The sequence below is a fragment of the Acidicapsa dinghuensis genome (genome assembly GCF_025685685.1).
GTDB classification, from domain to species: domain Bacteria; phylum Acidobacteriota; class Terriglobia; order Terriglobales; family Acidobacteriaceae; genus Acidicapsa; species Acidicapsa dinghuensis.
In genome coordinates this window covers 965,393-980,202 of the sequence record NZ_JAGSYH010000002.1, presented here as the reverse complement: position 1 = coordinate 980,202, position 14,810 = coordinate 965,393, and the positions used below count along the sequence as shown (strand labels likewise).

Genomic DNA, 14,810 nt, shown 5'->3' with positions numbered 1-14,810 from the left:
GTGACGGATGCGGAAGTTTGAAATAGTGATGGGCCTAGTTGTCGCGGCGAGTTCTGCGATGGCGCAGAGCCCGGCGCCGAGTGTGCAGGATTCTGCGGCAAAACCAGTTCCGACGTTTGAAGAAGCCAGTGCTCTGGCAGGAAAAGGACGGCTGGATCAGGCTTTGGCGGAGTTGGATGCGTTGGCAAAGCAGCAGCCGGAGCCTGCGGGAGTGGAGCGGCTGCGGGGGATCATTTTTTATCAGAGAGATCAGTTGACCGAAGCTGAAGCAGCCTTTGCGAAAGCGCTGGTACAGAATGCCAGCGACCATGAAGCGAGGGAGATGCGAGGAATCACGCTATACCGGCTGGGGAAGCCGGAGGAGGCGATTCCGTTGCTGGAGGCGACGGAGGAGAGTGCCAGCAATGCGGCCAACGCAGAACCGAAGTATGTGCTGGGGCTTTGCTATACGGATGCGAAGCGCTACGACGATGCGCGGCGGGCGTTTGCGGCGCAGTTTGGGTTTGCGCCGGATTCGGCGGAGGCGTACCTAGTGACAGCGCGGTTGTTTTTACGCAGGGAGTTTGCTGCTCAGGCCCAGGAATTTGCGCAGAAGGCGGTGGAGATCAATCGTGGGCTGCCGCGAGCGCATGAGCTGCTGGGGGAGATTGCGCTGGCCAAGGCCGATCTAGCCGAAGCAGAGAAGCAACTGGAGATGGAGAGAAAGCTGAATCCGCTGGATGGGGATGTATATGACCGGCTGGGCGACGCGTATTTTCGCAGCGGCGATTATGAAAAAGCGCGCCAGGTCTTAGACAGGGCTGTATTGCTGGAGCCGAATTCGACCGGCCCTTATATTTTGCTGGGCGAGGCGCTGGTGAGATTGGGGCAGCCTGTGCAGGCGCTGCATTACCTTGCACGCGCGGAGTCGATGGACCCTAATAATTATGTGACTCATAATGCGTTGGGACAGGCATATCGAGCTGTGGGTGATCGTGAACGGGCGACCCGGGAATATGAGATGGCGGTGGAGATTCAGCATCGCGGCGATCCCAAGCCGGCGCAGGTGAAGTAGCGAATGCGGTATTGTTTGCGATTTGTGTTGGCAGCCGGGGCCGGAGTGGTTGCAGTGAGCGCGGGGATGGCGCAGAAGCCCGCTGCGCCTGACAATGCAAAGACCAGAGTGGCGCTGGAGCAGGCGGATGCTGCGTTCAAGGCCGGATATGCGGCGATGCAGGCGGGGAAACTGGAAGAGGCGCGAGCCGATTTTGCCAGGGCTGTGAGGTTTGCGCCACAGGTGCCGGAAGCGCATCTGGCGCTTGGCGCGATTCTGGAACAACTTGGGCAGCATGCGAAGGCGATTCCTGAGTTGCAGAAAGCTCTGGAGCTGAAGCCTGGAGATGTATTGACGGAGACGGATCTGGCGCAGACCCAGGAAGCGGCTGCGCAAGCGGCTGCTGGCAAAGGGAGCCCGGAAGAGGCAGAGAGTCACTTGCTGAAGGCGATTCCGCTGATGCAGGCGGTTGCGAGTGCGGATGGTTCGGATGCGGCAACAACTGCACAGCGAAACGCAATGCTTGCGGGGATGCAGGATGAGCTTGGTTCGGTGCTGGCTCAGGAGAAACGATGGACGGAGGCTGAGACGGCGTTTCGCGAGGCGATCCGACTGATGCCAAATGGAGCGGCTGCGCATATGCACCTGGGAGTCGCGCTCATTGCGGCGAAGAACGTTGCGGTGGGGCTTGAGGAGTTGAAGGCAGCGGAGGCAGTTGCGCCTGAAAATGCGATGGTGCAGTTTCAACTGGGAAGTGGTTTGGCCACCGCAGGGCAGGATGAGGAGGCGATTCCACATCTGGAAAAAGCGGTGCGGTTGAGTCCCGATCTGCCCGGTGGCTGGCTGGCGCTGGCGGTGGCGCAGCAGAGGCTGGGCAAAGAAACAGAGTCGATTCCGTTGTTTGAAAAGGCTGTGGCACAGCAGCCGCAGAATGCGGAGGCGCTCACGAATCTGGCGTTGGCGTTGACGCAGACGGGTAAGGCGAAAGAGGCTTTGCCATATCTACAGCAGGCACTAGCGAAAACGCCGAACGATCCGGTGGTGCACCAGGATATGGGGGCGGCGCGGCTGCAGATGTCGGATTTTGACGCGGCGATTGTGGAGTTCATGAAAGCGCGGGATCTCGATCCGAACAATCCGCAGTTCCATTACGACCTTGGGCTTGCTTACAAGCTGAAGGACCGGACGGACGACGCGATCCAGGAGCTGGAAAAGGCGGCGAGTCTTGATCCGATGCTGCCCGATCCGCCGTATACGCTGGGCATTTTGTATATGCAGATGGGCAAGTTTGAGGATGCTGCTACGCAGTTGCACGCGGCGCTGACACTGAGGCCCGGGAATGGGGATGGATGGGCAATTCTGGGCAGTGTGCTGAAGCAGATTGAGAAGCGTGATGAAGCTGAGGCTGCGCTGCGCAAGGCGATTGAGCTGATGCCAAATCAGCCGGGCGCACATATTACTCTGGCGGCGGTGCTGGCTGAAGAAGGCAAGCATGATGAGGCAACGGCGGAGAGGAAAATTGCCGCGAATCTGAGCCGGACCGCGGTGAATCGGCAGCGGGCGATGCTGAATACGAATGCAGGAAGCCAGTTGTTGCAGCGCGGCGAGATTGCGGACGCGGTTTCGAAGTTCCAGGATGCGATTGCGGCTGATCCGGATTATGCCGAGGCACATGCGCAGCTTGCGGTGGCATATGAGCGGCAGGGGCGGACAGAAGATGCGGCGGCGGAGAGACGGAAAGTTGACGCTGCTGGAAGTTTCAGCCAGTCAAAGTAGGTTTCGATGTGATGGAGAAGCATCCCGTATAGCGGGTCAACGGTCGTAAGGTTACTATTTTCTTCGTAAAACTAGACTTATTCGGTTCGCACAGGTGTTCCTACTTATGGGAAGTTGGAAATAGCTATGGTCTCAGTCGCCATTATCGGTTCCGGTCCATACGGTCTGTCGCTTGCCGCGCACTTGAATCCTCTGGATGTGAGCTACCGCATCTTTGGTCCCTGCATGGAGGCATGGGAGAAGCATATGCCTCCCGGGATGTTTTTGAAATCGGACGGGTTTGCTTCCGATCTGTATGCGCCGGGAAAGGGGTACAGGCTTTCGCAGTATTGCGCGGAATATGGCATCCCATACGCGCCGGTAGGCATGCCGGTGAAGCGAGCCACCTTTGTCGATTACGGCAAGGAGTTCCAGCGGCGGCTTGTGCCTCGTCTGGAAGAGACGATGATTGTCCGGCTCAGCGAGGTTCCTGGTGGGTTCGAGCTGGAAACCGCCGAGGGAGAGCGCGTCCAGGCGCGGCGCGTGGTGCTGGCGGTCGGTATTACGCACTTTCCATATCTGCCCAAGGTGCTTGAGGGGCGGCCTCGGGAACTGGTGAGCCATACCTTTGATCACGGACCGATGGATGCATTTGCAGGAAAGCGAGTGCTGGTGATCGGAGCTGGTGCGTCGTCTGTGAATGCGGCGGTGGCGCTAAGAGAGGCGGGGGCGATGCCGGAGCTCATCGCCAGAACCAACAGGATCAATTTTCATACCAAGTCTGATGATGTGAGGTCGCTGATCGAGAGGCTGCGGCGTCCGCGCTCGGTGATCGGAACCGGTTGGCGATCGAAGGCGGCTGTCGAACTGCCTCTCGTGTTCCACGCATTGCCGCAAGATCTACGGCACCGTGTGGTGGCGCTGCATCTGGGGCCGGCTCCAGGGTGGTTTTCGCGAGATGGATTTGAAGGGCATGTGCCGGCTCATCTCGAATGTCATCTGCAAGAGGTGACGGAGACGGGTTCAACTGAGGCTGGCTCGAAGGTGAAGGTGCGCTACACCGGTCCTGATGGCAAGCCGGGCGAGATGCTGGTGGATCACGTGATGGCGGGAACAGGATTTAAGCCGTTGTTGAGCGCGCTAAAGTTTCTTGATGAAAAGCTTGCGGCGAAGATCCGTACCGCGGAGGAGACACCGGTACTGAACACCTACTTTGAGTCGTCTGTCGAAGGGCTGTACATGACCGGTCTTGCCTCGGCTAACAACTTTGGGCCGATGTGCCGCTTTGCATGCGGAGCGAAATTTACCTCGAAGCGGATCTCAAAGTCCTTGCAGAAGAAGCTGCGGGCAGCGTCCCCTGCACTCGTGGAACATGCAGAGGCGGCGGCCAGCGCCAGCTTGCAACGGGATTAAGACTCCAGAAGAAAAGCCTGAGAGCGCTATGTGCAGTGCTCTCAGGATCTGAATTGCTTCGCCAACAGAAGACAGCTTGACGTGCAAGCTGCCTCAGTCTTTGTAGGGGTCGAACTCATCGGCTCCGGCCATGGCTACGCCAACTGGCGTGAGCGTATGCAGGATGCGGATGGTTTCGCCGTGCGCTTCGAGGACTTCGTTGAGGCGCTTGTAGCAGTGCGGCGACTCATCGACGCCTGCTCCGCGAAGCTCGACGTTGGCCTGACGGACCTTCTGGCGCATCATGGCCTGCGTGATTTTGGGCGGACGAATCATCTCACCCGACTTGCGGTGAAATACTCCGGCTGCTTCACGACGGCCCATGACACGGCCTGCGCCGTGGACGGTTGAGTAGAGCGCGGTACGCGACTCTTCGCTATCGACGCCTTCGAGGATGACGGCAGGCTCAGCCATGGTGCCGCCGACGAATCCCTTCTGGCCGGGGAATGCGGGAGTTGCGCCTTTACGCACTACCCAGTATTGTTCGCCACCGTGCTCTTCGCGCCAGGCGAAGTTGTGATGGTTGTGGACGCTCTCAACGATGGGAGCGCCGAGTATGGATGTGACCTTGTCGCAGACCCAGTCGCGGCCTGCGTAGGCGTATTCACCGGCCAAAGTCATGGTGCGGATGTACTGCTCGCCAAGATCCGTATCCGTGCCGATGACGCAGGGCTCGACTTCCATGCCGTCCTTAGCTCCTGCTGCTTTAAGGAACCAGGTTGCGATGCCGTGGCCGAAGCCCCGCGAGCCGAAGTGTACGCCGATCCAGACGCGGTCCTGCTCATCGGTAAAGAGATCGACGTAGTGGTTGCCGGAGCCAACGGTGCCGAGCTGGTTCTGCGCTTTCTGTCGCAGAGGCTGCGCGGATTCGAGGTCCCAGCCGGGGTGGTTGGGTTCGAAGATAGCGTGCTCGACCTTTTCGGCGTTCTTCCGGCCAACGCCGAAGCTGATCGTGGACCAGACATCATCCATGATCTTTGCGACGCGGGCGCGCAGTTCGGAGCCCGGCATATCGACACGCACTGCCTTGTTGCCGCAGGCGATATCGAAGCCGACGCCCGAGGGGCTGATGGCGTTCTTGTACGCGACGACTCCACCGATGGGAACGGCATAGCCGAGGTGTCCATCGGCCATGAGCGCGGCCCGGTCGGCAGTAGCGGCGCAGGTTTCGATCTGGCGCAGAGTCTTTGACTCGTGCGCTCCCCACACGGGGATGTTTCCGACCATTTTCATGTTAGTTCTCTCCTCTAGTCCGGATAAGTTCAGGATAACTTCAAAGCGCAGGTATCCCGCAGCCGTAAAAACACGACTTATGCGGCACCCGAAAATAAAACGCCCCAGCTGTGGGCTGGGGCGCGGTGGACTTAGACTCGCGATGCGATTCAGGTCCTCAAGATGCCCCAGTTGAGACGCGGCAGATCGAGCATAAAACGGCTGTTTATGCCGCTTTCGCTGCGATGGCTGCGTGGATTGAGATATTGGGGCTGCATGAGTTTCTCCTGAGTTTTTCTGGACTTGACTACTACAGCATAGATTAATGTATTTAGCAAGTCATAAGTGGAAATAAGTTATTGCGAGCTTCTATTTCAAGCGCAGGGATCAAGGCCGTGGATGTCAGAGATGCCAGGACGAAGCCGGATTCGATTCATGCAGCGCTCATGCATTGGAACACGCGCATTGGAACGCGCGCATTGCTGTGGATTCCCATCACTTGAAACCTATGAGATTGAGCAAGACCATAATGATCTTTGAATTGGGGACAAGCAAATGGTTGAAACGGTGAAGATCAGCGAAGGCGAAATCGATGTATTGGTAGACACCTTTTACGGGCGGGTGCAGCGAGATCCGGTGATTGGGCCGATCTTTAACGCACAGGTTGAGGACTGGCCGGCGCATCTGGCGCTGCTCAAGAATTTCTGGGCGACGGTGATTCTGGCGGCGGGAACGTTCCGGGGGAATCCGTTGGAGACGCATTTGAAGATGGAGCTGGAGCCGAAGCACTTTGAACGGTGGCTAGGGTTGTTTCGCGAGACTGCGATCGAGATACTGCCGCGCGAGAAGGCCGAGGTGTTTATTGAGAAGTCGCAGCGGATTGCGGAGACGTTTCAGCGGGTGATTGCGGCGAAGAAGACGGGACTGGGAATGGTGGCTGCGCGAAGCTAACGATGGCTGGGCGCATGGATTGTGATCCACGCGCCCGACGCCTGGTTGTGGCTACTTTGCAACGACGACGATCATGAAGGAGTCGGGCTTGGGGGTGCGGCGGCCGGTTGCGCCTGGGGCTTGCGGCTCGAACTCCATGGTGGGCAGGTAGATGGTGCTGGTAGAGGGATCGATGCCCATGGTCTTGGCTCCGATGCGGGTCTGCACAGACTGGACGACTTCGAATTTGCCGGGGGCGGTTTCGGCGGCGACGGTCATGGCGCCATCTCCGGTGCTGGCGAAGAGCTGTCCGTTGTGGAAGGCGTCGGCATCGACCCCCTGACCGATGGGCAGGCCGGCGAGAACTTTGCCGGTCTCGGTGCTTAGGACGATCATCTTCTGCGGATTGCGGCAGCCGAGGATGAGATGGTGCCTGTTGCGGTCGATGGCCATGCCGACGGGGTGGCCTCCAGGAGCGACGAGCCAGCGAGCGATGACTTTGCGGGCCTTGAGGTCGACGACGGCTACCTGATTTTTGTCTTCGAGATTGACGAAGGCCTTGCCTGCGCCATCGGTGGCAAGGAACTCGGGCGCGCCTCCGAGTGCGATGGGAGTGTCGATCTTACCGGTCTTAGGATCGATGTTGGGGTCGAGGGTGAGCAGGGCGTTGCTGTCACCGGCGGAAACGAGGATACGGTTGGTGAAGGCGTCATAGATGATGCCGTCGGCGTCCGGTACGGCCGCAATAGTGCCGAGAGTGGCGTTGGTTTTGAGATCGAAGACAACGATGGCTCCTTTGCCACCGCCGTCGGTGATGAATCCGCGGCCAAGCTTGGGAACGAGGGCTACACCATGCGAACGCTGCTGGCCGGGGATATCGGCGATGACTTTGCCGGATGCCGGGTCGATGACCTGAGTGTGGGTGGAGCGGGTGACGTATAGGTGATGGGAAACAGGATCGATGGTGATGTAATCCATGCCGCCGGGCCCGCCAATGGGCAGGGTTTTGACAACATGCCAGGTGGATTGAGCAGAGAGCAGAGTGTGACTGCAGAGAATGACAGCAGCGATCCAAAGGGGTTTTGCGAGGCGCATCGTGAGGCTCCTTCTTGAATGACAGCGTATTTACGGTAACGCAGTGAAGCTGAAGTGAGCCTTAAGTATGGTGGGAAAGGTTTGCTAGGGTGTGAATTGTCGAATCGGATGGGAAGTCGGTAGAAGGTGGTAGCCAGTTAGCCGAGCCGGATAGGCTTGTTTTGAAGCCGAGGCTGGAGTCCCGACTTTACCAATCAGTGTTTCGTTACCGAAAGCTTGTTGTCATAGACCGTGGCTCTTGAACCCATGCAGTGTGGGCAGACACGTCCTCGTTTCTTATCCAAGAAACCAGAGAAGACAAAGACCTTCCCGCATGACGGGCAAATGACGGCGGCATTGTTGCCGTAGATATCAAGCACGATGGTCGGGTCACCCGTCACAGCTGAACACCTCGAATCCGCGGCTTTTGATTCTCCAGAAGTTTATACCTGGACAGTTGATTGCATTAACCGCTCGATGCGGACGGGGAGTTCGCGGACGCGGACGCCGGTGGCGTGGTAGACGGCGGCGGTGATGGCGGGGGCTACGCCGGCGAGGCCGATTTCGCCGATGCCTCGTGCACCGTATTCGCCGAGGATGGGGTCGGGGTATTCGATGAAGTGGACCTCGATGCTGGGGGAGTCGGCGTGGGTGGGAACCATGTAGTCGGCGTAATTGGAGTTGAGGGGCTGGCCGGTTTTGGGGGTGTAGATGGTCTCTTCGAGCATGCCCATGCCGATGCCCATGACAACGGCACCGAGGATCTGGTTTTCAGCGGTCTTCTTGTTGATCATGCGGCCGCCGTCGATGACGGAGACGACGCGACTGACGCGGAGGCGGGCGATACCGGGATCCCACTCGACCTCGATGAACTGTGCGCCGAAGGAGTGGGTGGAGTATTTGCGGGCTTCGGGATTGGAGTTGAGCGCGCTGGTGCTGCCTTCGCCGTTTGCGGCGTCGATGTTGGCCATCTTGAGGAGTTGCTGGTAGGGTGTGCCGGTGGAGGCGGGCCGGTCCTCGAGGTGGACACGTGCCTCGTGGAAAGCGAGGCCGTCGGGCTTCTTGCCGTGGAAGGGTGAGTCTTTGGCTGTGGCTGCTGTGGCGAGGGCGACTTTGATGGCGTTGTCGGTAGCTTCGGCGATGGCGGGCAGGACGGTGGCGGTGCAGGTGCTGCCGCCGGAGGTGGGTCCGGGCGGGAGTGCACTGTCGCCAATGACGACGCGGACTTTATCGATGGGGATGCCGGTGCGGTCGCTGACGATCTGGGCAAATATGGTGTAGGTCCCTGTGCCAACATCCTGGGTACCGCAGGAGACGCGGGCTGTACCATCATTGAGCAACGCGACGGAGGCCTGGCATGGGCCGTGGCCTGCTCCCCAAGATGCTGCGGCAACGCCCCAGCCGAGGATTACATCTGGATCGCCGGGCTTGCACATGGAGCCGACTTTGGGGTTGCGCTTTGACCAGCCGAATTTTTCGGAGCCGAGCTGGAGGCACTCCTTGAGATGGCGTGAAGAGAATGGCTTGCCGTTGGACTCGTCGGTGAGGGTGTCGTTTTTGAGGCGGAATTCGACGGGGTCCATTTTGAGGGCGATGGCCAACTCATCCATTGCGGATTCGACGGCGAAAAGGCCGGGGACTGCACCCGGGCCACGCATGGGGGTGGGAGTGCCGACGTTGCGGCGGACAAGCGCGGAGGTTAGGAGCAGGTTGGGCACGGAGTAGATGAAGGGCGTGGCCTCGCCGCAATTTTCGTGGATGTCGTCACCTAGATTGGTGTGATTGCGGTAGTCATGACGGAGGCTGACGAGTTTGCCGTCAGGGGTGGCGGAGAACTGCATATGCTGCTGGGTGCGTGGGCGATGGCCGACGTTCTGGAACATCATTTGGCGATTGGTGGAGACTTTGACGGGGCGATTGAGCTGGCGGGCTGCTGCCGCGGCGAGTGCCGAATGGGGCCAGGGAAAGAGCTTGCCGCCGAATCCGGAGCCGAGGAAGCGGGTGATGACCTGGATGTTCTCGCGGGGAACGCCGAGGGTTTCGGCCATGACGTGCTGGTGATTCATCACGCCCTGTGTGGTTTCGTAGAGCGTGAATTTGGGGTTGTTCCAGACGGCAACGGTGGCGTGCATCTCCATGGGGTTGTGGGTTTCGGCGGGGGTGACGTAGGTCTGGTCAATCTTGACGGGTGCTGAGGCGAATGCGGAGATGGCGTCGCCGCGTTTGGATTCGGTGTGAAGAGGCAGTTCCTCTGTCGGCGAGTCGTCGAGGACTTTCGACACATTGAACGAGGACGGATCGTAGTCGACCTTGATGGCGTGGGCGGCGATCTGGGCCTGTTCGATAGTTTCGGCGACGACCATGGCGACGTACTGGCCCCAGTAACGGACGATGTCGTCTTCGAGGGGCGGGCGGGATTCGCTGGTGCGTCCGTCGTGGCCGCCGGGGGCCATGCGAAAGAGTGGGCCTACATTGTCATGCGTGATGACGAGCAGGACGCCGGGCATTTTTTCTGCTGCTGAGGTGTCGATGGAGCGGATCTTGCCGGCGGCTACGGTGCTGGTGACGGGGACGCCGTGGACAAGATGAGGGAAGTGATAGTCGGCGGCGTACATGGCCGTACCGGAGGTCTTGAGCGGGCCGTCAATGCGGGGAAGTTCAGAGCCGATGATGGCCGTGGGAGTATAAAGGGCGGCGTCGGGCATGGAGTGATCTCCTTGGGGAATATGGGCCGCGTGCTCTTACTGAAATTCACGATAAACCGATTGGGTGGAGCGGGAAAGAGAGCGAAAGGAGAAAGACGGCTGACATTTTGATGACGGAAACAAGACGTTTCGAGGCAGCTCGACGAGTGCTCCGAGGCGAAAACCGCATCCGGTATCAAACGGCTGTCTTGCAGGTTTGTCGTGCGCCCCAATCTGCTGCTGATTTTTATCCTTCGTAAGAATTTTGTGCGGATTCGGTACTCAAGTGCCCACTTCAGGCCGATTATTCTTGCTGATGATCTAAATCTCTTCTGAGAATGAACCATGGCTTTCCCCCGAGCCCGCGTAGTGCTGCCTCTGATTCAGTTCGCCGTTACGGGCGTCGTCATGTGGGCGCTTATGGTGTGGCTTGGCGGCCGGCAGCATCTGCTCTACGTCTGGCCAATCGGAGCCATCCAGATCGCTTTCCTTCTTCCCTGGTGGAGCGATCCTGTCTCCCGGTATCGCCAGGTGGCTGCCGCTGCCGCAGGACAGCTCAGCAGCCTACTTTTGCTCTCCGTGCCGATCTGGATTGCGCTGAGCTTCTCCGTCGCAGGAGCCGCGGAACTCTTTGTCATGGGTTACCTGTTATCCCCAGGCATCCAAAGCTTTGACCGGCTCAAGCACCGTTCCCAGGTTCTGCGCTTCGCTACCGCAGCGGTGGTCGTCCCAGCGATTGCGCTGATCCCTGTCGCCTTTCCTGTCGCGGCCTTTACTCATGTCACTGTCCGAATCGCATGGCTTACCGTCATGCCCTCGGACGCGCTCGGCTACGCCGTCGTCTTCCCCGCCCTCTTCTTTCTCCTTACCGGCGAATACCGCTCACCGAGCAAGCTGCTGCCGCATCTGCTTCGCGCCGCGCCGTCGATCCTGCTCTTTGTCGCCGCTTCTATCGCGATCTTTTTTCAAGACACCAATCCTTTCCTGTTCCTCATTTTTCCGCCACTCATTCTGCTAATTTTTGCGCTTGGCCTTGAAGGCGCGGTCTTTGCCCTGCCTATCGTTACCGTTGTTGCTTGTCTTGCTACTGCCCAAGGCCGCGGGCCTATCTGGCTCAAGTCCGGCACGGACATTCATCACAGCACGCTTGTGCTGCAGATCTTTCTCTGCGCCGTCTCCGCTGTTGCGCTCGCGGTTGGAGCCCTGCTGGACGAACGCCGCCGCGTGGGGCGCGCTGCGGAAGAGGCACAGTCCATCTATCGGACGCTTATCGCGAACGCTGAGGATATGATCATCCTCTCCACTCTTGACGGTCGCCGCCGTTACGTCTCGCCTGCTGTGCGCAAGCTCACCGGCTTTACGGAAGAAGAGTTCCTCGCCCTGCGCCATCTCGAGACCGTGCACCCCGCGGACCGTGACCTTGCTCGCACTGTGATCGCCAGCCTCGCCGCCGGCAAGCTCGACCATACCTTCCGCTATCGCATCCCGTGCAAGGACGGCTCGTGGCGATGGGTTGAGGGGTTTGTCCGTGGCTTTTACGAGCCCAACTCACAAACCGTCAGCGGATATGTCGCCACGGTTCGCGACATCTCCAGCCTTAAGGAGACAGAGGAAAACTGGATGGCGGAACGTGCTGTGCTGGCTCAGGAAAACCAGCACCTGGCTCATATCGCCAATCGCGACGAACTTACGGGTATCGCCAATCGCCGTGCATTCAAGCTGGTTCTGCAGCACGAGACGGCTCGTCAGACCCGTTCTGAAAAGCCTATCGCGCTGCTCATGATCGATGTCGACTGGTTTAAGAAATACAACGACCGCTATGGCCACCCTGCGGGTGACGAATGCCTGCAGCTTATTGCTCAGGCAATTGCCAGCACTGCAGGGCGCGCCTCGGATCATGTGGCTCGTCTCGGCGGCGAAGAGTTTGCCGCGCTATTGCCCGGCACGGATGCCAACGGTGCGCGACTTGTTGCCCGCAACATGATTGACGCCATTGCAGGGCTTAACATTGAGCACGAAGACAGTCCGTTTCGTCGCGTCACGGTTTCCATTGGCATCTCTTTATGGCCCTTGCGCTACACCTCTGAAACTGCATACCTGATTCAGCAGGCCGACCGCGCTCTTTACGAATGCAAAAGCCGCGGCCGGAACACCATCGTTCTATGGGAAGAGGAGCTTGCGGTCTCATCCGCGGAAGAAGACACTTACTGGGAAATCTGAGGGAGATTTCTCAGTAAGGTGAGAGGCCTAGTTGGCGTCTTTGACGCAGCGGAAGCCTATGGTGGCGCTGCGGTCGATGCTGGGGGCCATGAGCAGGTATTTGCCGTGCTGTGAGAGCTCGTAGGCCTGGGGAAAGTACCAGCGTGAACCTTGCGGCTGGTAGTGGCTGCCTCCGCGGAGGATGGCATAGCGGGTGTGCTCGTCGATGTATTCGTCGGTCCATTGCCAGACGTTGCCGGTCAGATCCATTACTCCGAAGGGGCTTGCCCCGTTGGGGTGGGTGTAGACCTCGCTGGGCGGGAGAGCGTCGCGTCCGCGATCGGGATTTGGTGTGGCTCCCATGGCGATGGGCGGGCAAGTAGGGCAGCCTTCTGCGGCGGTTGCTGTGGTGGCTTGCGTGGCTGGCTTTACGAGTGGTGGGGCAGGATTCTGGCGAGACTTGCGCTGCGAGCCTTTGATGGGCGCGGGAGTGGGTGCGGATTCAGGTGCGGCGGAGGGTGGCGGAGGTTGTGAGATGACCTGGGTTTGCACGGCGGGGGTGCTGGGGGTTGCGGGGCCTTCGTAGTTGCCCCACGGATAACGGCGGCCATCGGTGCCTTGCGCTGCGTATTGCCACTCCCACTCATGAGGAAGGCGCTTGCCGGCCCAGGAGGCGTAGGCGCGGGCGTCTTCGAGACTGACCCAGGTGACGGGCTTACCGGCCCATCCGTCGGGATAAGTGGTGGGTGCGCCGTTCTGCTGCTGCCAGTCTTTAAGGAAGTTATGATCGTCGACTGGACGGTAGTGAGTGGCGTCGAGGAAGCGCTTGAAGTCTGCGTTGGTGACGGGGTATTTGTCGATCCAGAAGGTATCGATGTGCATGCGGTGGTCGTGGAAGCGGCGCGGGCTGTCCTCCCAAGGATATTGCACGTCGACGCCGTCGTCGTTGGAGCCCTCGATCTCGATGCCGTTGACGCGGAAAGTGTAGTCAGCGGCGGGGATGAGGATCATGTTATCGGGAGATTTGCGGGTGGATGATGCTGGGGTGGTTTTTGCTATGTCGACCAGCTTCTGCGGGAGCGGTTCCCACTCGTGGGAGTATTCGCTGAGGGGTTTAGCGGACCACTGCTTTTCTTCGCTGATCAGCTTTTGAACCTCGGGGGATAACTCGGCGAGGGATTGCTTTGTTTCGAGGATTGCGCCGAAGCCGTGGGCTTCCATGTCGAAGTCGAGGGTGGCCTGGTTGTCTTCAATGCGGGGTTGAAGTTCGACGCCGTGCCAGAGGTCGTAGTAGTGAACGCCTTCTTCGCGAGGGAGTTGGATCTGGCGGCCTTCGATGTCGTAGGCGTTGCGGCTGACGATCGTCCAGAGGGTTTGGCCGTTGCCGGGCCATTTGCTGGCGAAGACGCCGAAGTTGAGGGTGGGCGCGTGCGGCTGCCAGTCGGGGCTGATGAGGAGTGCGGCGAAGGTGCGTTCGATGGCGGCGGTGCGGCGCAGGGCCTCGGCGTCGCGCGGGGTGATCTGGTTCCAGATGCCCCAGATGTTTTCCCAGCTTTCGAAGCCGACGCCATTGAAGAAGGCGAACTGGAGATTGTCGGTGTGGTCGCGTGCCCAGCGGTCGGAGATGTTGACCATATGACGCGGCTCAAGCCACTTGTAGCGGCTGACGGCGGGGACGAAGCCGTAGTTCCAGTAGCCCCAGGTCATGGTGTTGTAGTTGACCATTTCGTCGGCGGCGAGGCCGGTTTCCGGCTCAAGGGCGAGAGGATGGTCGCTCTTGGCGGAGTCGATGGCCAGGGTCATGGGGATGCCGTCGAGGGTGTCTCCGTTGACGCCGTCGGCGCCTACGGCTGCGAGTTCGTTGGCGAGAGTTTGCCACATGTGCGGATCGAGGTGCGTGCCCTGGTCCCAGACCATGACGGGAAAGAGGACTCGGACGCCGTGGCGGTGGAAGTCATCGACCATCTGTTTGACCGCTGCGGTACCGCCGGGGAGATCGGCGAAGAGATCGAATTGATTGCGGCTGTCGATGCCGATGTTGGGATAGGTGGGCCAGATGAGGACGCTATCGATGCCACCGTAGCGGGTGTCGAGATCGGCGAGGTATTTATCGACTGTGTATTTGTGCGCTACGGGATCGTAGAAGTAGCGATCGTGGATCATCATCTGAGGCTGAATGAAGCTGGACTGCGTCCACTTGAGCGCGGGATTGTCGTAGGCGGAGGGATCGTAGCCGACGCGCAAGCGGCGCTCGTCGCGCCAGTGTTCGATGTCATGCAGCCAGAAGGTCAGCTCGCCAGCAGAGCAGTTGCGCGGTTTGCCCTGATACCACTGCGGCAGGTTAGCGCAGGCGGGACCGGAGATCTGTTCACCCTGGGGGCTGTATTGCACATCCTGCGCCTGTGAAAGTGGAGCCATGGCAGCCACGCAGACTGTGGCTGCAAAAAGAGCAGTATGGTACTGGAAGAAAG

At 59.5% G+C, this 14,810-nt stretch carries 9 protein-coding genes; 5 read left to right on the top strand and 4 right to left on the bottom strand.

Translation table 11 applies throughout. The features are described from left to right. Nucleotides 1-28: 28 nt before the first annotated feature. From OHL22_RS07735 to OHL22_RS07725, 3 genes are all read left to right on the top strand, one after another. Complete coding sequence (locus OHL22_RS07735) at nucleotides 29-1,054, top strand: tetratricopeptide repeat protein (RefSeq protein ID WP_263335068.1); 1,026 nt, start codon at nucleotides 29-31, stop codon at nucleotides 1,052-1,054. 3 nt (nucleotides 1,055-1,057) lie between these two features. Next, nucleotides 1,058-2,809: a tetratricopeptide repeat protein gene (locus OHL22_RS07730; protein WP_263335066.1), complete on the top strand. Its 1,752-nt coding sequence runs from the start codon at nucleotides 1,058-1,060 to the stop codon at nucleotides 2,807-2,809. A 126-nt stretch (nucleotides 2,810-2,935) separates the two neighbouring features. Further along, nucleotides 2,936-4,201, top strand: a complete 1,266-nt coding sequence (locus OHL22_RS07725) for an NAD(P)-binding domain-containing protein (protein ID WP_263335063.1) — start codon at nucleotides 2,936-2,938, stop codon at nucleotides 4,199-4,201. Between the two features lie 93 nt (nucleotides 4,202-4,294). On the opposite strand, the gene OHL22_RS07720 is transcribed toward OHL22_RS07725, so the two are convergent. Then, nucleotides 4,295-5,473, bottom strand: coding sequence for an RtcB family protein (locus OHL22_RS07720; RefSeq protein ID WP_263335061.1), 1,179 nt, complete (start codon nucleotides 5,471-5,473; stop codon nucleotides 4,295-4,297). 534 nt (nucleotides 5,474-6,007) lie between these two features. Between OHL22_RS07720 and OHL22_RS07715 the strand changes: the two genes are divergently transcribed. Then, nucleotides 6,008-6,403 carry a group III truncated hemoglobin gene (locus tag OHL22_RS07715; RefSeq protein ID WP_263335058.1) on the top strand — a complete coding sequence of 132 codons (396 nt, stop codon included), beginning with the start codon at nucleotides 6,008-6,010 and terminating at the stop codon, nucleotides 6,401-6,403. 51 nt (nucleotides 6,404-6,454) lie between these two features. Here OHL22_RS07715 and OHL22_RS07710 read toward each other — a convergent pair whose 3' ends face one another. Further along, nucleotides 6,455-7,477 carry a YncE family protein gene (locus OHL22_RS07710; RefSeq protein ID WP_263335056.1) on the bottom strand — a complete coding sequence of 341 codons (1,023 nt, stop codon included), beginning with the start codon at nucleotides 7,475-7,477 and terminating at the stop codon, nucleotides 6,455-6,457. Nucleotides 7,478-7,899: 422 nt separating this feature from the next. Continuing rightward, nucleotides 7,900-10,161, bottom strand: coding sequence for a xanthine dehydrogenase family protein molybdopterin-binding subunit (locus OHL22_RS07705; protein ID WP_263335054.1), 2,262 nt, complete (start codon nucleotides 10,159-10,161; stop codon nucleotides 7,900-7,902). Between the two features lie 324 nt (nucleotides 10,162-10,485). Between OHL22_RS07705 and OHL22_RS07700 the strand changes: the two genes are divergently transcribed. Beyond that, nucleotides 10,486-12,360: a sensor domain-containing diguanylate cyclase gene (locus OHL22_RS07700; RefSeq protein WP_263335051.1), complete on the top strand. Its 1,875-nt coding sequence runs from the start codon at nucleotides 10,486-10,488 to the stop codon at nucleotides 12,358-12,360. Between the two features lie 27 nt (nucleotides 12,361-12,387). Here the strand turns inward: OHL22_RS07700 and OHL22_RS07695 are convergent, their stop codons facing one another. Next, on the bottom strand, nucleotides 12,388-14,757 hold the full coding sequence (locus tag OHL22_RS07695) for a formylglycine-generating enzyme family protein (protein ID WP_263335049.1): 2,370 nt from the start codon (nucleotides 14,755-14,757) through the stop codon (nucleotides 12,388-12,390). Nucleotides 14,758-14,810 lie beyond the last annotated feature (53 nt).

Excerpts from the sequence above, each read along its gene's own strand:
- OHL22_RS07735 (WP_263335068.1), top strand. The coding sequence starts at position 29 with ATGGGCCTAGTTGTCGCGGCGAGTTCTGCGATGGCGCAGAGCCCGGCG.
- OHL22_RS07730 (WP_263335066.1), top strand. The coding sequence starts at position 1,058 with ATGCGGTATTGTTTGCGATTTGTGTTGGCAGCCGGGGCCGGAGTGGTT.
- OHL22_RS07725 (WP_263335063.1), top strand. The coding sequence starts at position 2,936 with ATGGTCTCAGTCGCCATTATCGGTTCCGGTCCATACGGTCTGTCGCTT.
- OHL22_RS07720 (WP_263335061.1), bottom strand. The coding sequence starts at position 5,473 with ATGAAAATGGTCGGAAACATCCCCGTGTGGGGAGCGCACGAGTCAAAG.
- OHL22_RS07715 (WP_263335058.1), top strand. The coding sequence starts at position 6,008 with ATGGTTGAAACGGTGAAGATCAGCGAAGGCGAAATCGATGTATTGGTA.
- OHL22_RS07710 (WP_263335056.1), bottom strand. The coding sequence starts at position 7,477 with ATGCGCCTCGCAAAACCCCTTTGGATCGCTGCTGTCATTCTCTGCAGT.
- OHL22_RS07705 (WP_263335054.1), bottom strand. The coding sequence starts at position 10,161 with ATGCCCGACGCCGCCCTTTATACTCCCACGGCCATCATCGGCTCTGAA.
- OHL22_RS07700 (WP_263335051.1), top strand. The coding sequence starts at position 10,486 with ATGGCTTTCCCCCGAGCCCGCGTAGTGCTGCCTCTGATTCAGTTCGCC.
- OHL22_RS07695 (WP_263335049.1), bottom strand. The coding sequence starts at position 14,757 with ATGGCTCCACTTTCACAGGCGCAGGATGTGCAATACAGCCCCCAGGGT.